Source organism: Oceanobacillus neutriphilus, assembly GCF_014645515.1.
In the GTDB taxonomy this organism is placed as follows: Bacteria; Bacillota; Bacilli; order Bacillales; family Amphibacillaceae; genus Oceanobacillus; species Oceanobacillus neutriphilus.
In genome coordinates this window covers 40,067-58,022 of record NZ_BMLW01000007.1, presented here as the reverse complement: position 1 = coordinate 58,022, position 17,956 = coordinate 40,067, and the positions used below count along the sequence as shown (strand labels likewise).

Sequence of the window (17,956 nt, the reverse complement as noted above, 5' to 3'; positions counted from 1 at the left end):
CCTCATATATAAACAATAGACTCCTGCCTAAGGTAAGAGTCAACAACTATTTTGATATCCTTTTAAAAAACATTTCTCAATAAACCATTAAAAAATTCCCTATTGCCATTTTTGCTGACAATAGGGAATCGATACATTTATTTCTGTTATTCTGTCAATCCTTCAATCTCCATCACTTCAATGGTTGCTGTGCCATTATCCAGCAGCTGTGCTTCTGCCTCAATATTATCTCCCTGTTCCAAAAAGATTGCCAGAGGAGCCTTGCTGGCGTTGACAGTATAAATTGTAGTATCATCTTCAAGTAAGAATTGGATGATCTGCCCCTGTTCTGTCGAATTTATAACAACACGACTGACGGTTCCTTGAACGGTTTCGGTGACAGTATCACCGGTAGCTCCCGTATTTCCTGGGTCCTGTAACAGAGCCATTCGATAGGCATCCAAAGCAGCGTTTGCGGTATCGCCAAACACGACAAAATCTGAATCATTTGCCTTAATATAGGCATACTGCTTATGCAATCCATTTGGATCCAGTACATTGACAACCCAGGTTGGATTCCCGTCAACATTGTATAGAACAGGCATATAGCCTTCCCATTTCTTCTCTGGGAATTCCTTATTAACAATTTGCTTTGCCCCTTCACTATCCATAATACCGTTGTTTTTCTCGCCGCCATAATAGGTCAAGTCTCCGGTACGTGCATTAACTAATGTATAACCCAACGCAGAATCAATATTTTCCTTCGGTGAGGTCATATCGGTAAAGTAAAACATATCGCCATTCTCATCAAACATTGGTGTGACACCTGATTCTGTGCCAGATTTGTTTGGCAGCTTCACATCTCTCTTGCCAAAGACGCTGTTTAACCAGCCATGAATATATTTCCCATAATAGTCATTCGTTAACGTAGCTATATCGGAGCTTACTGATCCCTCGATGAAGTCTGGAGCCTCATCTGTCTGATAGGCCTTCATTTCACCGGTAACCGGATCAATCACCACAACCTGAAGCTTATCCAAATTCAGTTTGTTTGTAATGTGCATCGGCTTGTAGATGGTTTGCACATACCATGGCTTTCCGTCATCGTCCACCTCAATTTGTGCTTCTCCGCTTTGTATATACTGCGGAAATTTATTATAAATCACACGTTTCACATACTTATGAAAATAACTGGAATTTGTATATTCCATAGGTTCCTCTTCAAACGTCGGCTGGGCATTTACGTTTGTTGCAGAAATCGTAAAATATCCTGCTGTTTCTTTTCCGCGGACAAACTTCCAAAAGTCAGCAAATTCAACAGGAGCAACGTAAACAATTTCATCTCCCACCTGCTGTACCTGTAACTTGCCCAGGTCATAAAATTGCGCATTCGGTACAACACTCATTGCCTTTTGAATCTTATTACGTGCAAATTCAGGAGCAACTGTAATCGGCGTTTCATCCTTTGATAAAGGCTTTGCCTCAGCCTCTTCATTTACAGTAATGGTATTGTGAGCATTATCCAATACTGTAAAACTTGTAATGATAACAGCGATAAATAATAACAGTCCTAATCCAAAAATGCTGAACAATGGTATAAATAGCTTTTTCTCCATAAAATTATTCTTCGGCTTTAACATTGCCACCAAAGCCGGTATAAGAACAATAGCTGTAATTAAATTAATCACCAGCATATTCGGAATAGTAATCGCCGGCATCGTAAAATAGTTAATGACAGCCATAACGATAAATCCAAAAATAAATAAACCAAAAGCAAATTTCATCACCCGTCCTGTTGGCACAGATGAAGTAACAGCTGCTACAGCTGCTCCAATCACATATAATATCAAACTTATTAAAGTTGCTAATAAAATTCCCATTTTCTGCTCTTCCTCTCTTTTTGCTGCATCTATATTACGATAAAACATACAGAAAGGATTCATTTTTTATGTTAGTAATTAATTATCTGTATTGTCCAAACTCTGTTGAGAATAGCAAAAAAAGATGGTGCTCCTGCAAATAGAAAGAGGTACCATCTTTTTCAATGTCATTAATTATTGATTTCCTTTTTTAACCCATTCAGCTGCAGTAACTGTACGCTCTGCCTGATGTTTAACAGCAGCTTGTACATCTTCAACCATTTTTCCGTCCTGATCCACAGTAACACTTGTACCGTATGGATTCCCGCCAGCTGCGAATACGGCTGGGTCAGAATAGCCTGGTGGTACGATGATAGCTCCCCAGTGCATCATGCTTGTGTATAATGAAAGAATAGTTGCTTCCTGGCCGCCATGCGGATTCTGTGCAGAAGACATTGCACTAACTACTTTGTTAACTGTTTTTCCGCTCGCCCAAAGTCCGCCTTGGATATCTAAAAATTGTTTCATTTGAGAAGGCATATTACCAAAACGTGTTGGTGTGCTGAAAATTATTGCATCTGCCCATTCTAAATCTTCTGAAGCCGCAACAGGTACGTCTTTTGTTGCTTCAACAGTTGCTTTCCATGCCGGATTTCCTTCGATAACTGATTCAGGAGCTAATTCCTGTACTTTTAATACTCTTACTTCAGCACCTTTAGCTTCTGCTGCTTCCGCTGCCCATTTTGCCATTTGGTAGTTCGTACCGCCCATACTATAAAAAATAACTGCTACTTTTGTATTTGACATGCTTTCCATCTCCTTCGATTCATTTGATTTTCCAAATAATTTATCTAGAAATCCCATTTGCTGCACCTCTTTCAACGCAAGCCCTGTCCTCCGAGATTTGACATCATTCTTTTTTATGCCTCATTCAATCTTTTTTATACCAAATACCATTTATTTTGCTAAGTCAGCACACAAAGGTTTTGGGTAGAATCATGAGGTGTTATAAGCTTTGCCGATGATTCTCAAAAAATCCAGGGGTCATATTAGAACAATGATTCGTTTTAAAGATAATTATTCAAAGTACGTTTAATTCAACTTTGTTTAATTCATTTATATTGAATTAAATATAATTATAGACTCTATATTTTTATTTGTCAACAAATTATTAACTACATTTTTTTGTAGTGAACTGAAAAACCAATCTACACTGAACTCACGTAGCACAGACTCTATTTAAAATTCCCGTATAAATTAGCGTGAATCAGAGAAAATAAGACTAAGCTTCGATCAAAATGATTAGAAAATTGAGGTGTTATATATGAACCAGCCTTATCAATGCCCGAGATGTAAAACAAACCGTTCCCGCTTTAATATCATTGAACAAGTAGCAAAGCCGGTCAAATTGGATGCTAATACCGGTGCAGTGTTAAACGATTATGAGCAGGACCCATTAGAGGTCTTTCATATTGCTTACAATGGTCCTGACAGAAGGATACAATGCGGAGCATGCGGTTTAATTGAGGATGAGAATACTTTTGCAAATACAAATACGCAATAATTACAACTATGGAGGATAGATATAGATGACCAAAAATCGAAAAGGACCAAAGCAGCAGGAACAGCCTAATTTACCCCAAAGTCCAAAGCAGCCTTATGGTGAACCTTTAGCAGGATCTCATAAAGTGAAAAACAAAAATCATTCCAGACAAAAAAATAATGCGTCACATGATATGTGACGCATGAACAGTCATATAATATACAATTTTACTTCAGCTTCGAAACATTAATTATTTTTGTCCATTAAAGCTTGTAGTGTTACTTCAAGCCCATTTTGAAAAGGAGTTGCCGGAATCGCCCCAATTCTTTTTTCATATTTTTCTCCGCTCAAAATGAATCCTTTCTTGGTAAGATACATGATTTCAACAATTTCTCTCATAAATTCATCAAACAGGCCAATCAGACGGATAACATTTTTAGTCAAAGGAATAACTGCCTTCTGGTTTCCTGTTACTTTCCGGGCGATTCGGATAATCTCTTTACCTGAAATCAATCCAGCTCCTGGTATGTTCCAATTTTCACCATAGGAATCATCTTTTTCTGCTATATTTACAATCATTTTAGCCGCATCTGGCAAATAAACATATTCACGGGGTGTTTTTAAATTCCCAATAAAAATGGACATTTTACCTGCAGCGATTCCATCAAGTGTGGGCTGTAAATAAGAATTTTGTGATGTTGGCCCATAATAATCCGGTAATCTGACAATTAGAGCCTTTGCCCTCTTCCATTTCCTGCTAAATATCAGTTGCTCGAATGCTACTCTAAGTTTTCCTTTTTTCGTATGCGGATTCTTAGGATGATTTTCATCTCCTTTTGCAACTTGATGTCCATACACATAAATTCCATCAACAACCACGATTCTTTTTCCTAAAGTGTCTGCTGCTTTCATCACACTTTCTCCCAATGGCATCAGTTTTTCTGCCATTTCCTGATATTTAACATTAGCACATTGAAAGATAACATCTGCATCTTTAGCAGCATCTACAATTGTTTGGTAATCAAATATATCTCCCAGCTTATAGGCCAGATTCGAATGATGATTATGTTCAGCCAATAATGCTTCCAATTTATTTTGGGAACGCCCGAAAGCAATTACCTCTATTCCTCTGTCTAATAGTTCCGAAACAATAACTTGACCAGTTCCTCCAGTGGCACCTAATACAATTGCTTTTTTCATCTTCAAAACTCCTTTCTATTTAGTTATTAATTAATCAATAACTAAATGATAAAAAATATATTTGCTCTTTATATGATGAGGCCAGATTTAACCTGATAAATACCAAGGGTTAATCCTAATATGTGAACAGTATAATGGCAAGAGCAGCAATACCTTCCCCTACAGATCATTCGAAAACAGTATTTTCTCCTTTATTCTTAACCATCGTTTCTTCAACCTCCTTTTCATCATTGATCAGTAAATAATTAATCCAGCCAGCTGATAATACAGACGATAATAACTCCAATAAAAACATAATCTATCTTGCTTCATTTTACTTTTCCACCTCCAAATCATCACATTTATTGATTGATCAATTACTAATTATTATAAAAAATAAATAATCATATTGATTACTTATTTTCTTTTCTCATCAATAAGCTCGGGAAGGTCTAAGAAATAAGATATATTACAAAGCATTCCTCTCGCCAAAAACGTACTGGCTTCTCTTTCCGAATCCTTTATTCCGGCAGTCTTGAATCTTTCCAAAGTATAGCTTCTAATTTGAGATAATCCTTTTTTTGCAATATCCTGTATAGGCTTTTCGGTTACAGAAATACCTATTACCTGCACAGCAATTTCATTAGGATGTGACTCGGACAGCTCCTCATAAGCTTCAATCATTTTTCCAACAAGCTGATCCGGTTTTGCTTCCACATTTTTAAATGTTTGAAGAATCCTTTCAAATGCCCGATCTAATGCGGCGATAAATAATTCTTCTTTTGTTTTGAAGAATCTAAACACATAAGGCTGAGAGATAGCTGCTTTTTCCGCAACCTGGGCGGTAGTTGCATTATAGTAGCCTTTTTCTGCAAATACTTCCAATCCTGCCTCCAGGATCTCTTCCTTACGATTTTCCTTTGTTGATTTTGCCATATTAGTGCACCTGCCCAAATTTAGTGATTAATCAATTACAAAAATAGCTTAACTCTTTTTTTTACTCAATGCAAGCATGTTGATATAATTTTTAATGAAAAATGATACGCATAAACTGCCGGAAAGCTTTTATATTACCTTTTCCCCAGCCGCTATATATACTTCTCATTTCAATCAAAGTCACTTTTAACAGCAAATGACTTTATTCTTCCGTAGGATTCTCCGGCCCATTTAGTTCTAATTGATAAAAAGCCAGATCTCTCCATTGATTAAATTTAAAGCCGATATTTTTTATAGTCCCTGCATGCACGAAGCCGAATTTTTCATGCATAGCAATACTTTTCTCATTTTCTGCATCAATCCCGGCAACCATCATCTTGTATTCTCTTTCTCTGGCAATTGCAATGATTTCATTCATTAAAGAACTTGCAATTCCTTTTTTACGATATCCTTTATCTACATAAATAGAATGTTCAATAGAGTATTTATAAGCCGGCCAGTCTCTAAAAGGACCGAATGTTGCAAATCCTGCTACTTTACCAGCTTGTTCACTTACTAGAATTGGGTAGCCTGCATCCATTTTTTGTTTATACCATTCCTGTCTATTTGTGATCGTCTGTGGTTTATAAGTATATACCGCAGCAGTATGAAGAATGGCATCATTATATATATCTAAAATATCCGCTAAATCTTTTGCAGTTGCTTCTCTTATCATGTTTTTCTTCCTCTCACAACAGTATTGTACTTCAATATATAGGCTGTGGCAGAATTTTGATAGTTCCGGCCAATATTCGATGAAGCTTTTATAAATAATTATCTTATCACATATCTTCCTGATTAAAATAGTATTTAAGAGAACACTGGTGAAAACAGCGTGTTATTATTATAGATATAAATACACTTTTAAAAGGAGGTTATATAATGGAAGCTGATAAACCAGAAATGATAACCGTTGAAGCAACAGTTCTTACACCTGTTGAGAAAGTATGGATCCATTGGACTGAACCAGAGCATTTAACAAAGTGGTCTTTTGCTTCGGATGAATGGCATGCACCAAATGCTGAAAATGATCTAAGAGCTGGTGGAAAATTCACCACTAGAATGGAAGCAAAGGATGGAAGTTTTGGATTTGACTTTAGCGGTGTATATGATGAGGTAAGTACAAATGAATTTATTTCTTATACACTTGGAGATGGCCGGAAAGTCAGCATTACTTTTACCAGACAAGGAAACGTGACAAAGGTTACTGAAGTTTTTGAAGCGGAACCTGAGAACCCGATAGAGATGCAAAAAAGTGGCTGGCAGGCGATATTAGATAACTTTAAAGCATATAGTGAGCAGGAATAAAAAGACAATTATCAAATTGATGAAATAGGTCATTTTTATTGGTAATAACATCAGAAAAAAATCTCCTTATGCTTCGGAGATTTTTTCTTTTATCTTATATTTCATATGCTGAAAATTTATGATATCTTACTTTTTTCTATATAAAAGTATGAACTATTGATCCATCGGTATCAGCGCATTCTTTAAAAATTGCTATTCTTTCTTATCTTCCTCGTTCTCTACTAAATACTTCAGCATGGACAACTTATTATTCCAGAACTGCTCGAAATAAGAAACCCAGTTTTTTATCTCCATTAAGGGCTCAGGATGTAAATGATAGATTTTTTCTCTGCCACTCTTTTTCCCGGAAACAAGATTCGCCTCCGATAATATAGTAAGATGCTTCACTACTGCTGTCCGGGTAATTGAAAAATGAGATGTAATCTCTGAAATAGCTAAGTTCTGATTGGAAAGCAGATGCAGAATTTCTCTTCTGGTCGGGTCAGCAACAGCTTGGAACACATCATGTTTTTTTATAGCTGACATTTAAGCTTCAACCACCTTTTTCAGTCTTTCAGCAACAATGTTTTCCCAGCCTTTATTCATTCTCTCTCTAATAATACTGCTCTTTTCATTTGCCTTGGTGATAACAGCTTCTGCTTCTTTCCAGCCGCCGTGAATAAGTGTGAATTCTGTACTATCCCCTAAATCCTTTAAGATAAATGATACCACCCATCCATCTATATCCCATGCAAAAGATATTTTGTTAGGCTTATCTACCTCCAACACCTTGCAGGGGGATGGTCCAAATGGTGATTGAATGGTAAATTCATGTCCCTCTGCCGCTTCAAAATCATTTGGCATAAACCAGGAAGCCATTCCTTCTGAGGTGGATACTTTATCCCAAACCTTCTCAATAGGCGCATTAAATATAATAGTTTGTTTTATATCTTTCAGTTTTTCCATGTCTATAGCCCTCATTTCACATTTTATATAACACCTTTTGGTTTCACTTTATAATATAACACCAAATGGTTTTATGTCAACAATATTTCCTTTTAACTAAAATGCTGTTGTTACTGTTATAATATTAATCAGAATTCCATTAGCAGCTTTAAATCCTTTATAATGATTCCTTTAAAAAAGCAATAAAACTTCTGGCTTCCTCTGTCTCTACCTTTGTTAAAACATACGTTTCTGAATCGGGTGCTACTATTTTTTCCGGTTTTATTTCTATTAAATTATCCGCTTCTATTTCATCCTTCACCATAGAAATCGGCAAGTAGGAAACACCAAGACCACTTTCAATAAATTTTTTTGTTACTTCTATCTGATTGACTGCCATCGTCCGGACGTTTGGATAATGTTTCTTAACATCTTTTAACAAAGTATCCCAGTAATCCGGATGATTATTAGTGATAAGCCGGTAATCCAATAACACTTGGCTTTCTTTTATGCTGTTTATTTTCCCTCCTACATTGGCCCCTACTAGAAAAACAGGTTCGTTATGTACTGTTTCAGTATTTAAATTCATTTGGATAGGAAGTACTCTGGTTAATCCAAGCTCAGCTCTTCCTGCATTCACTTCATCACCTATTTCAAAGGAATTCACAACATTTATCAGTACTTCTATGTCATCATTTTCATCCATAAATGCCCGTAATAGCGGAGGTAAAAAGGAGGATGCGATTTGCGGAGCAGCTGCAATGGTTAATTTGCGATGATAGCCTTGCTTCCATGATTAAAAATGCTCCATTCCCTCTTCATAGCTTAAAATTAGCTTTTTGGCAAAAAGGGAGAAAGTAGTGTCCTGCATCTGTCAGTATCACTTTTTTCCCGCTTCGTTCAAATAACCCGATTTGAAGATGCTCTTCCAGACGTTTTATATGCTTTGAAATGGCAGGCTGGGTCAGATATAATTCCTCAGAGGCTTTTCTCAAATTCTCAAACTCCGCTGCAACAACAAAGGTCTTTAACCATCTAATATCCACTTTGACGCCTCTCCTCTCAAATACTAATAACAATTCGTTATTAAAATATATAAATTATTTTATTTTTCATTATAAGTCAAATTCAATATAATACAATTAACACTTACAAAATGAATTCAGGGTTATATTTTAAGGAGGAGCAGAAATGAAACATCATGTAAAAGATACTTGGAATGCAGATTTGTACGATGGGAATCATTCATTTGTATCAAAGCTTGGCGATCATTTATTAGATCTTTTATCCCCTGTAGAAGGAGAGCGGATTCTTGATATAGGATGCGGGACAGGAGACCTGGCCAATAAAATCTATCAGCATGGTGCACATATAACAGGTGTTGATAAATCGGAGAACATGGTCCATCAGGCAACCAATAAATATCCTGACATAACGTTTATGGCGAAGGACATTTTAGAGCTTGAATACAAAGATGATTTTGATGCTGTTTTCTCAAATGCAACGCTTCATTGGGTAAAGCAGCCTGAGGAGGCACTCCAACACATATACAACAGCCTGAAACCCGCCGGGAGGTTTGTTGCAGAGTTTGGCGGTAAAGATAATGTTCAAACGATTACGAATGAAATTATCCAACAGATTAAAAAAGCAGGAATTCCCTATACACCAGACCAATTCCCCTGGTACTTCCCAAGCATCGGTGAGTACACAACCTTAATGGAGCAAACAGGGTTCCACGTGACATTTGCCCAGCATTTCGATCGGCCGACACCTTTAGAAGGGGATAAAGGATTGCGGAATTGGATGAAAATGTTCTGTGGAAATATCTTCGAAAATCAGCCGGAAGCTATACAAGAGCATGTAATGATGCAGGTAGAAAATAACCTGAAGGAAACTCTATACCAAGATGGCCAATGGATTGCAGATTATAAAAGACTTCGTGTTGTTGGAGTAAAGAAGGGTTAAAAACCTGTTAGAATAAAATTTGATTCGAAGTATCTGGCAGGAAACTATTTTAAAAAAACTCAAAATAGTTTCCTGCCTTCATAAATTTAAATAAGCTTATTCAAAGAAATGGAAATGGCTCTACAATTTCCTCTCCCAGCAGCATATTTTTCACCTTAAACTGATTATTTTTTACCTCGTTGTCTCCAATAATAATAACATTGCGGATTTTTTCTTTATTCGCTCTTTCCAGCGCTTTACTTATCTTTTTATTTCCCATCTCCACCTCAGCTTTATATCCTTTATCTCTTAAGTATTTGGACACTAATAAAGCTTCTTTTTGTGTGCCTAATGGGATAATATAATAATCTATCTCTTTGCCGGATTTCCTGCCTGCACCAGATGCAGATACAGCTGTATAAATTACGTCCAGTCCAAAAGAGATTCCAACGGTGGAAAAAGTCTCACCCGTTCCCATCAGCCCGCCGATTGCATTATCATATCTTCCACCACTCCCTATACTGGATGTAATAGATTGATTGGCTAAGAATACTTCATAAACGGTACCTGTGTATATCTCTAATCCTCGCGCTAAAAATGGATTAAATACACATTGCTCATTGATATCAAGATAATCTAGATACAACTTTAGCTCTTTCAGCTCCTGCAGTCCTTGTTTAACCTTTTCATTTTGGACGGAGAGAGATTCAAAGTAGCTGAAATTAGTATTATTTTCATCTGTCAAAAACTTCCTGACCAAACGAATCGATTCACCTGACAACCCCAGCTCATTAAGTTCGCCTATAACAGCATTCACTCCAATTTTTTCAAGTTTATCCAATATCAGTACCGTTTTGTTTATATCGGCTTCTTCTACACCAAACAGTTCAAGTACTCCAGTTAATAATTTTCTGTTGTTATATTGAATGTTCACTTTTAACCTAAGTTTATCGAAAGCATCCAGCGCCATCATCATTAATTCTGCTTCCGCCATTTGTGAGTCTACACCGACAATATCCACATCACACTGGGTAAATTCCCGAAATCTTCCTGTTTTTATTGGCCCGTCTCGAAATACCTTGCCAATTTCATACCGCTTGAAGGGCATTTTCAATGTCGGATTCATTGCTGCTACTTTTGCAAACGGAATAGTGAGATCATACCGTAACGCTAAATCTCTTTCTCCTCTGTCCGTTAAAGTATACATTTCCTCTAATATTTCCGCCCCGCCACCATATTTAGAAGCGAGTAATTCCGTGTAATTTAAGATAGGTGTTTCCAAAGGCTGACAGCCGTATTGGATAAATACATCTTCCAATGTCCTTCTGATATTTCTTCGTATACTTTCCGACTCTGGTAAATAATCCTGTGTTCCCTTTACATTTTGATAATTCATCTTCTTCATTTTCCTGGCCTCCTGTTTTATAGACAAAAATCGCATTTGAGTTAAGTGTTAAACTTAATTCAAATGCGATTTCATGAATAATAGCCTTCCTAATTCGATTTTTTAAAACTTAAAATCGGTTAGCAAGGCTATCTGATATGATGTAATTGTGAGAATGAATATATTACGTTGATGGAATCCATAATGTTCACCTCTGATTTTGGATTACTATACCATATTGATTAATCGTTTTCAATAGTTTGGTTTGAAAGGTATCTGATTTGTTAATGGAAAGTCAGATTATTTAACGGTTTTTTCAGTTACTGTAATTCCATAATCCTCAGAACAATTCATATGCTCTGGCGATTTCCAACGCCTGCAATCGGTTTTTAACCTGTAATTTACTGTAAATATTATTAATATGTGTTTTTACCGTTGATAGAGAAACATTCAATTCCTCCGCTATTTCTTTATTGGATAGCCCTTTATCCATCAGACCGAGAACAGACTTTTCCTTTACCGTAATGGAAGGCTTATAGCTATTTTCCAGAGAGGATTTATTCATTTCTTTACCCAAAGGAAAAATAAGGCGATGCAGCCGTTTCACGTAGGTTAAGGGAACTTTTTTATCTGGTTGTCGATGTTGATTTTGACGTATCTTAATATATTGATCCAATAATTCTCCCAGCGGTGCTCCTTCATCAACAAAGGTACGAATATAGTTTTCCGGGCAGGCCAAAGCAAGTGCTTCCTCCAATGTATCCATAGACTGTGCAATTTCCCCCTGCAGAGACAGCATCCTGCTCTGAGAAATAAGCAGTCGGATTCTGTTACCTTGTCTCCCTATTTTATTTTCGATTTGAAATAGTCTTTCTATTAAAGCAGCTGCCTTTTCCATTTGTCCCCGCTCTATCAAAATAACGACAAATAAGCTGTATTCCCTGGTCATAGAGAGCGGTATTTCGTCCATATAGCTCAAACCGCTTGTTTTCAGCCATTGGTTAACCTGTTTTTCATCCTCTTGCATTTTCGCTAATATTGCCTGAGACAATATCACTCTTTTGGATAAATGCAAACTCCCTTCTGTTATAATTTGTTTCTCTAATTTTTGTATCTTATTATTTGCAGTATCCCATTCTCCCTGTACTGCCGCTATGCCGGTAAGCCAAAGCTCTGCGATGATCATTAGACTTCGATTATCGCAAGACTTTCCAATATCATATGCACAGCGCATATGCCGTTCTGCTTCTCTCAAATGATTACGCTCATAATGTAATTTACCTAAATCGATATGAAGGTGCGCGACAAAATGGGCGTGTTTCGTTTCAGACCAAATATCCAGCAGCGAAATAACTACCTGTTCAGCCAATTTGAGACTACTGTCAGACACATAAATCTCCCAAAGTGGATGATAACCAACCCGGTCGTTACCAAAACCTACGAACAAATCTCCCGGAGGATGCTGCTCGACATATTCCTTTGAATATTGCACTGTGAATTCAAAATCCCGATCTAAAAATGTGCGGAATGCCGTTAGAAAAGCTAACCCTGCCTGTAATATCTGACTTGTTTCAGAGGAAAGAGAATGAACATCTTGTTCCAGCTTTTGAACAGCTTTCCAGTATCCTTTCGTAGCCGCTTCCGTCCGTCCTGATAAATATTGAGCAGCAAGTTTTGTCAGCAGCATGATTGGTTTATCAAACAAAAACGCATCTGGAATAATATTCAGCCAGACACCAAGCATTGTCCATTCCTTAATAGCTTTTCCAGAAGCCATTTCTTCCAATAGGAAAAGTGCAGATTTATATTCCTTTCCCATCAGATAGTGCTCAATTGCCTCATCTGCATATCCTTTTTCTTCCAGCCATTTTCCTGCAGCAATATGCAGCTCTTTCCATTCAAGCGGCTCACTGTATTTCAGCTGCCTTATTAAAAATGCCTGAAAAAGATGATGATATCTGTACCATTCCCGACGCTCATCCAAAGGTACAAGAAACAGACTATTTTGCTCCAAATACTGTAAATATAATTCACTCTTAATCATTCCTGTTACAGCCTCGCAAAGCTCGCCTGTCATCCGGTTTAAAATCGACGTCTCCATTAAAAATTGTTGAATTGTTTCAGATTGAAGCGAAAATACTTCTTCCAAAAAGTAATCGGAAATATCACACTCCATTCCGGTCATTTTCTGGATAAGCACGTCTGAATCAGCCTGTTTCGGCAATGACATGGCCGATAGCCGCATTGCAGTTGCCCATCCTTCTGTCCGTTCTTGTACTGCTGCTGCTTCCTGTATAGACAGTTGCATATCGGAGCTCTTCCTAAAAAATTCAGTTGTTTCTTCTGTATTGAAGCGTAAATCATCTGCTTCCAAACCATTCAGCTTATTATTCGCCCGTAATTTTGACAGGGAAAGTGCAGGCGGTACCCGGCTTGCAATATAAAGATGTGTATGTGCAGGCAATCGTTCAATCAGGTAAACAACTCCCTTAAGAATCAATGAATCCGTAATCAGGTGGAAGTCGTCCCATATGATAATCTGCGTCTGAGATATACGATGCAATTCGTTGATAAGTGCAGCAATCAGTGAGTCTCCTGCTGTATCTTCTATAGCATTCCGCAGAACTGCCTGTTCACCAAATTCCGGGCAGGCCAGCTTCAGCGCTGCAATCGTATGCTCCCAGAAGCGGGCAGGATCATTATCTCTCTGGTCCAATGATACCCAGGCAGCAGGTTGTCCAAGCATCGTCGCCCACTCACTGAGCAATGTTGTTTTTCCATAACCGGCAGATGCTACAATCAAAGTAAGTTCATAATTCACCCCTTCATCTAAGCGATGAAAAAGACGTACGCGCTCTACAAGGGGTAATCGATATCTGGGTATATGTAATTTAGTGGCAATGATAGTCATGTGTAATCACTCCCTATTTGTATCTATTTCTAAACATACAAGAAGCTATTGACTATTACTTTTTTACTATTATAACAGAATAAATTTATTTGTCCTGTATTACAGGAGGAGTACCTTTTGCCTTAGACTTGCAATGCTATTCTGCTGTTTTTCACATAAAAACTCCTAGTCTAATTGTATATTTAACAATCAAACTAGAAGTTTTTCAAATACGATCCATGACACTTATAAATTTTTGTAGCTGTTGCTGATGCACATCTGCTGCTATGATAGCTTATCTATCTGTATCCAATAAGAGACGACTACTAACTCACTCCATTTTACGTGCAGGAGAAATAATTAATTCGTCAATCGAAGCACCATCAGGCATACAAAGTTGATAAGCTATGGCACTCGCAATATCTTTGGCATCAAGCCCATGATTCTCAACATAATTATCTAGAGAATCCCGTAATTCGTTTGATGAAGTATGACTCAATAAATTTGTTTTTGTAGGACCAGGAGCTACCAAGCTGACTTTGATTCCATTTATTGATTCTTCTTTTCGCAATCCTTCAGTAAATGCTCTTACAGCAAATTTTGTTGCAGAGTACACAGAAGAACCTTTCATTACACGATAGGAAGCTGTTGAGATGACATTAATAATCATGCCTCTTTTCTGTTCTCTCATTGTTGGCAGAACAGAAGCTGTCCCATTCAAGACACCTTTAAGATTGACTTCGATCATTTGGTGCCATTCATCTACTTTTAGTTCTTGAATTTCAGACAATAACATCACACCAGCATTATTGATTAGAACATCTTATTCGTCTGTGTTTACCTATAATAGAAGTCACGACATCCTTAAATTTGGAATAAGAAGAAACGTCTAGCAAATAATATTCTGCTTGTCCACCATTTTTATTTATTTCTATAGTAATCGTTTGTAATTTTATTTCATTTCTACTTAGAAGAATGACTGTCATCCCCATACTTCCTAATAAACGAGCAGTGGCCTCTCCGATTCCACTAGATGCACCAGTAATAAGTACAGTAGATTCTTTCTTATTCAATTAGATATCAGCTCCATTTGTTGCAATAACATCCTTATACCAATAGAAACTATCTTTTGGATAACGATTGTAGCTTCCGTTCCCTTCATCATCAGCGTCAACATACACATATCCATAACGTTTTGTCATTTGAGCATCTCCGCAACTTACTAGATCAATACACCCCCATGAAGTGTATCCCATCACATCACTTCCATCACCGATCGCTTCTTTAATTGCTTTTAGATGTGCTTTGATATATACAATCCGATAATCATCATGGACTTTGAAATCGTCAGTTAATTGATCACGCGCAGCTAACCCATTTTCAACGATAAAAATCGGTAGACCATATCGATCGGTCATGTCATTTAGAGTAATTCTTAAGCCAGTCGGATCAATCCCCCATCCCCAATCAGTGATCTTATTATAAGGATTTTCAAGATTTCTGATAAATGCTCCAATTGGTTCTTTTTTGTCATCTTCTGCACTAATTACTGCAGTATGATAGTAACTAATTGCGGCAAAATCAACCGTTCCTTCTCTTAATATCTCTTCATAATTTGGATACCAAATTATATCGATCTCTTTTTTACGATAATAATTTAAAATAGAAGTCGGGTACCAACCTTTTACTTGTATATCTGTAGGGAAATAATTAAATTGATTTTGCTGCTGTGTTGCCAGTACATCCTCAGAGTTACATGTATACGGATAATTCTGTAAGCGAGCAATCATATTTCCTACAAGATTACCTTTTGTATTTTCGTGAAAATACTTGACTGTCAATGCACTAGCAATCAGTTGATGATGTAAAGCTTGATGGATACAAGTTTCTGCCGGTTTATCAGAACATTCAACAAACAATCCTCCGCCTAGATAAGAAGAATTCATAATCATATTGATTTCATTGAATGTAATCCAATATTTCACTTCGTCTTTATACTCATCAATCAAAAATTTTGTATAATGAACAAAATAATCAATCATTTTAGGACTTTCCCAACCATTCAATGTTTCAGTTAAATACACAGGAATATCATAATGAATCATTGTAACAAGTGGTTCGATATTGTATTTACGACATTCTTTAAACACATTATGATAAAATTGAACACCATCTTCACAAGGTACTTCTTCAAGCCCAGTTGGGAATAATCTACTCCATGCAATACTCATTCTAAATGTTTTAAATCCCATCCCAGCAAGCAAAGCAATATCTTCTTTATAGTGATGATAGAAGTCTGCTCCTCTTCTAAACGGGAAATTGTATTCATTTTCATGTTTCTTATGATCATCAAACATTTCTTTTGTCACATTGATCGGAAATCTTTTGTCTTTGTCTCCTTTTTCAACACGTCGAATATAATCCATGTGTGATAAACCACGACCACCTTCGTTATAAGCCCCTTCATATTGTGAAGATGAAGTTGCTCCGCCCCATAAAAAGTTTTTTGGAAATTCTGTCATAATTGTTTCCTCCTATTAATTCATTTTTGGTTTATACATAAACATTGTCGCAACAAATGCTACAACCATACCAATTGCAATTCCGATAATTGTATTCAACAAGTTATTGGAATACTCTCCTGAACCAACATATCCAGCTAGAGCAAAGATATTTGGCGGCAAAAAGGAAAAAGCACCCACTCCTGTAATACCAAAATACAATCCCCCAGATGCTGCACCAATCATAGAACCCCACATTGGTGTTTTATATCTGAGAGTAACACCATACATCCCAGGTTCGGAAATTCCGGGAACAACATTTGAAAATGCACTTGAAAATGCTAGAGACTTTAGATCTGCTTTTTTTGCTTTGATACCTACTGCTAAACAGGCTGCACCTTGAGCAAAGTTTGATATCAAAAATGCGGGCATCATGATCTTATCTATTCCTGTAGCTGCAATACTTGAAATTGAAATAGGAACTGTCCCAACATGCATTCCCAACATTACTACCCATGGAATAATTGCACAAAAAATGGCAACAGCAATCATTCCAAATGTTCCGTAAAACCATGTTAATGCATTGGCAAACCCAACTGAAAACATCGCGCCTAATGGAGCTAACAAGCTGAATGTAAGTGGTATCATAATAATAATCGTCAATACTGGTTCGATCAATGCCCGCAAACTTTTGGGTGAATATCTTGAAATAAATTTTTCAATATAGCTCATTACCCAAACTGAAAGGATGATTGGAACGACCGAGCTACTATATGTTGCTGAATAAATCGGCAACCCAAAAATAGTTAAAGATGTTCCTTCAGTAACTAAAGATACAAAATCGGGATGAATCAGTGCAGCTCCCAACATTGAACCCAAAGCAATATTTGCTCCAAATTTTTTTGCGGCAAATCCACCTATAATGACCGGCATGAAATAAAATGCAGAATCAGCCACAAATGATAACATAATGATCGTACTTGATTCAGCAGTTGCTAAACCAAATTTCTCAATCAATAATACAATTGCTTTGAGGATTCCAGATGCAATGAGCATGGGTAAAATTGGTACCATACAGCCCACAATACCATCAATCATTGCGACAATTACACTGCGGATCGTATGTTGTTTTCTTGGAATATCTCTATTCGGTTTTTCTTCAATAACTTTTTCTTTTTTCATTCCCATAAGATTAATAAAAGCATTATAAACTTCATTGACTTCATTTCCTATAATAATTTGTAACTGTTCTCCAGCAAATTGAGTTCCTATAATATCTAATTTTTCTAACTCTTCAATATTTGCAAGTCCTCGATCCTTTAAATTGATTCTTAAACGTGTATAGCAGTGCATGACATTTCCAACATTTTCGTGTCCGCCCACTTGATCAAGAATTTGTCTTGCAAGAGCATCATAATTCTTTTTCATTGCTTTCCTCCAATTAATATTTATTTATAAATTGCATAATAA

At 36.8% G+C, this 17,956-nt stretch carries 20 protein-coding genes; 4 read left to right on the top strand and 16 right to left on the bottom strand.

Annotated elements, in window-relative coordinates; translation table 11 throughout:
- Nucleotides 1-146: 146 nt before the first annotated feature.
- Nucleotides 147-1,907 carry an ABC-2 family transporter permease gene (locus IEX29_RS12475; RefSeq protein ID WP_229720202.1) on the bottom strand — a complete coding sequence of 587 codons (1,761 nt, stop codon included), beginning with the start codon at nt 1,905-1,907 and terminating at the stop codon, nt 147-149.
- 126 nt (nt 1,908-2,033) lie between these two features.
- Complete coding sequence (wrbA, locus tag IEX29_RS12470; protein WP_188734934.1) at nt 2,034-2,645, bottom strand: NAD(P)H:quinone oxidoreductase type IV; 612 nt, start codon at nt 2,643-2,645, stop codon at nt 2,034-2,036.
- A 517-nt stretch (nt 2,646-3,162) separates the two neighbouring features.
- On the opposite strand from wrbA, the gene IEX29_RS12465 reads away from it, so the two are divergent.
- Together IEX29_RS12465 and IEX29_RS12460 are read left to right on the top strand one after the other, a co-directional pair.
- On the top strand, nt 3,163-3,402 hold the full coding sequence (locus tag IEX29_RS12465) for a DNA alkylation repair protein (RefSeq protein WP_077604914.1): 240 nt from the start codon (nt 3,163-3,165) through the stop codon (nt 3,400-3,402).
- 25 nt (nt 3,403-3,427) lie between these two features.
- A complete protein-coding gene (locus tag IEX29_RS12460) occupies nt 3,428-3,580 on the top strand; it encodes a small acid-soluble spore protein P (RefSeq protein WP_040979436.1) in 153 nt (50 codons plus the stop codon).
- A gap of 47 nt (nt 3,581-3,627) precedes the next feature.
- Here IEX29_RS12460 and IEX29_RS12455 read toward each other — a convergent pair whose 3' ends face one another.
- The 4 genes from IEX29_RS12455 to IEX29_RS12445 all read right to left on the bottom strand — a co-directional run bounded on the left by IEX29_RS12455 (nt 3,628) and on the right by IEX29_RS12445 (nt 6,211).
- Complete coding sequence (locus tag IEX29_RS12455; protein WP_188734767.1) at nt 3,628-4,581, bottom strand: SDR family oxidoreductase; 954 nt, start codon at nt 4,579-4,581, stop codon at nt 3,628-3,630.
- Nucleotides 4,582-4,747: 166 nt separating this feature from the next.
- The gene (locus IEX29_RS27020; protein WP_268239048.1) at nt 4,748-4,876 is read right to left on the bottom strand and encodes a hypothetical protein; all 129 of its coding nucleotides are present in this window, start codon (nt 4,874-4,876) and stop codon (nt 4,748-4,750) included.
- 101 nt (nt 4,877-4,977) lie between these two features.
- Entirely contained in the window at nt 4,978-5,496 is a 519-nt protein-coding gene (locus IEX29_RS12450) for a TetR/AcrR family transcriptional regulator (protein ID WP_188734766.1), read from the bottom strand.
- A gap of 202 nt (nt 5,497-5,698) precedes the next feature.
- Nucleotides 5,699-6,211 (bottom strand): GNAT family N-acetyltransferase, encoded by a 513-nt coding sequence (locus IEX29_RS12445; protein WP_188734765.1) that lies wholly within the window; start codon nt 6,209-6,211, stop codon nt 5,699-5,701.
- 206 nt (nt 6,212-6,417) lie between these two features.
- Here IEX29_RS12445 and IEX29_RS12440 point away from each other — a divergent pair, with 206 nt between their 5' ends.
- Nucleotides 6,418-6,843, top strand: a complete 426-nt coding sequence (locus IEX29_RS12440) for an SRPBCC family protein (RefSeq protein WP_188734764.1) — start codon at nt 6,418-6,420, stop codon at nt 6,841-6,843.
- A gap of 192 nt (nt 6,844-7,035) precedes the next feature.
- Here the strand turns inward: IEX29_RS12440 and IEX29_RS12435 are convergent, their stop codons facing one another.
- The 4 genes from IEX29_RS12435 to IEX29_RS26735 form a co-directional block, all read right to left on the bottom strand.
- Nucleotides 7,036-7,368, bottom strand: a complete 333-nt coding sequence (locus IEX29_RS12435) for an ArsR/SmtB family transcription factor (RefSeq protein WP_188734763.1) — start codon at nt 7,366-7,368, stop codon at nt 7,036-7,038.
- Nucleotides 7,369-7,788 carry an SRPBCC family protein gene (locus IEX29_RS12430; RefSeq protein WP_188734762.1) on the bottom strand — a complete coding sequence of 140 codons (420 nt, stop codon included), beginning with the start codon at nt 7,786-7,788 and terminating at the stop codon, nt 7,369-7,371.
- 157 nt (nt 7,789-7,945) lie between these two features.
- Complete coding sequence (locus IEX29_RS12425; RefSeq protein WP_229720223.1) at nt 7,946-8,512, bottom strand: substrate-binding domain-containing protein; 567 nt, start codon at nt 8,510-8,512, stop codon at nt 7,946-7,948.
- A gap of 73 nt (nt 8,513-8,585) precedes the next feature.
- Nucleotides 8,586-8,813, bottom strand: coding sequence for a LysR family transcriptional regulator (locus IEX29_RS26735; protein WP_229720201.1), 228 nt, complete (start codon nt 8,811-8,813; stop codon nt 8,586-8,588).
- A 145-nt stretch (nt 8,814-8,958) separates the two neighbouring features.
- Between IEX29_RS26735 and IEX29_RS12420 the strand changes: the two genes are divergently transcribed.
- Nucleotides 8,959-9,732 carry a class I SAM-dependent methyltransferase gene (locus IEX29_RS12420; protein ID WP_188734761.1) on the top strand — a complete coding sequence of 258 codons (774 nt, stop codon included), beginning with the start codon at nt 8,959-8,961 and terminating at the stop codon, nt 9,730-9,732.
- A 100-nt stretch (nt 9,733-9,832) separates the two neighbouring features.
- Here IEX29_RS12420 and IEX29_RS12415 read toward each other — a convergent pair whose 3' ends face one another.
- The 6 genes from IEX29_RS12415 to IEX29_RS12390 form a co-directional block, all read right to left on the bottom strand.
- On the bottom strand, nt 9,833-11,116 hold the full coding sequence (locus IEX29_RS12415) for a histidine--tRNA ligase (RefSeq protein ID WP_188734760.1): 1,284 nt from the start codon (nt 11,114-11,116) through the stop codon (nt 9,833-9,835).
- Between the two features lie 319 nt (nt 11,117-11,435).
- Nucleotides 11,436-14,006 (bottom strand): winged helix-turn-helix domain-containing protein, encoded by a 2,571-nt coding sequence (locus IEX29_RS12410; RefSeq protein ID WP_188734759.1) that lies wholly within the window; start codon nt 14,004-14,006, stop codon nt 11,436-11,438.
- Between the two features lie 310 nt (nt 14,007-14,316).
- Entirely contained in the window at nt 14,317-14,781 is a 465-nt protein-coding gene (locus IEX29_RS27015; protein ID WP_268239046.1) for an SDR family oxidoreductase, read from the bottom strand.
- A gap of 10 nt (nt 14,782-14,791) precedes the next feature.
- The gene (locus IEX29_RS27010) at nt 14,792-15,058 is read right to left on the bottom strand and encodes an SDR family NAD(P)-dependent oxidoreductase (protein WP_188734757.1); all 267 of its coding nucleotides are present in this window, start codon (nt 15,056-15,058) and stop codon (nt 14,792-14,794) included.
- Nucleotides 15,059-16,507: a glycoside hydrolase family 1 protein gene (locus IEX29_RS12395; protein WP_188734756.1), complete on the bottom strand. Its 1,449-nt coding sequence runs from the start codon at nt 16,505-16,507 to the stop codon at nt 15,059-15,061.
- A 15-nt stretch (nt 16,508-16,522) separates the two neighbouring features.
- Nucleotides 16,523-17,914, bottom strand: coding sequence for a PTS transporter subunit EIIC (locus IEX29_RS12390; protein WP_188734755.1), 1,392 nt, complete (start codon nt 17,912-17,914; stop codon nt 16,523-16,525).
- Nucleotides 17,915-17,956: the final 42 nt, after the last annotated feature.

Excerpts from the sequence above, each read along its gene's own strand:
- IEX29_RS12475 (WP_229720202.1), bottom strand. The coding sequence starts at position 1,907 with ATGTTTTATCGTAATATAGATGCAGCAAAAAGAGAGGAAGAGCAGAAA.
- wrbA (WP_188734934.1), bottom strand. The coding sequence starts at position 2,645 with ATGTCAAATACAAAAGTAGCAGTTATTTTTTATAGTATGGGCGGTACG.
- IEX29_RS12465 (WP_077604914.1), top strand. The coding sequence starts at position 3,163 with ATGAACCAGCCTTATCAATGCCCGAGATGTAAAACAAACCGTTCCCGC.
- IEX29_RS12460 (WP_040979436.1), top strand. The coding sequence starts at position 3,428 with ATGACCAAAAATCGAAAAGGACCAAAGCAGCAGGAACAGCCTAATTTA.
- IEX29_RS12455 (WP_188734767.1), bottom strand. The coding sequence starts at position 4,581 with ATGAAAAAAGCAATTGTATTAGGTGCCACTGGAGGAACTGGTCAAGTT.
- IEX29_RS27020 (WP_268239048.1), bottom strand. The coding sequence starts at position 4,876 with ATGTTTTTATTGGAGTTATTATCGTCTGTATTATCAGCTGGCTGGATT.
- IEX29_RS12450 (WP_188734766.1), bottom strand. The coding sequence starts at position 5,496 with ATGGCAAAATCAACAAAGGAAAATCGTAAGGAAGAGATCCTGGAGGCA.
- IEX29_RS12445 (WP_188734765.1), bottom strand. The coding sequence starts at position 6,211 with ATGATAAGAGAAGCAACTGCAAAAGATTTAGCGGATATTTTAGATATA.
- IEX29_RS12440 (WP_188734764.1), top strand. The coding sequence starts at position 6,418 with ATGGAAGCTGATAAACCAGAAATGATAACCGTTGAAGCAACAGTTCTT.
- IEX29_RS12435 (WP_188734763.1), bottom strand. The coding sequence starts at position 7,368 with ATGTCAGCTATAAAAAAACATGATGTGTTCCAAGCTGTTGCTGACCCG.
- IEX29_RS12430 (WP_188734762.1), bottom strand. The coding sequence starts at position 7,788 with ATGGAAAAACTGAAAGATATAAAACAAACTATTATATTTAATGCGCCT.
- IEX29_RS12420 (WP_188734761.1), top strand. The coding sequence starts at position 8,959 with ATGAAACATCATGTAAAAGATACTTGGAATGCAGATTTGTACGATGGG.
- IEX29_RS12415 (WP_188734760.1), bottom strand. The coding sequence starts at position 11,116 with ATGAAGAAGATGAATTATCAAAATGTAAAGGGAACACAGGATTATTTA.
- IEX29_RS12410 (WP_188734759.1), bottom strand. The coding sequence starts at position 14,006 with ATGACTATCATTGCCACTAAATTACATATACCCAGATATCGATTACCC.
- IEX29_RS27015 (WP_268239046.1), bottom strand. The coding sequence starts at position 14,781 with ATGTTATTGTCTGAAATTCAAGAACTAAAAGTAGATGAATGGCACCAA.
- IEX29_RS12395 (WP_188734756.1), bottom strand. The coding sequence starts at position 16,507 with ATGACAGAATTTCCAAAAAACTTTTTATGGGGCGGAGCAACTTCATCT.
- IEX29_RS12390 (WP_188734755.1), bottom strand. The coding sequence starts at position 17,914 with ATGAAAAAGAATTATGATGCTCTTGCAAGACAAATTCTTGATCAAGTG.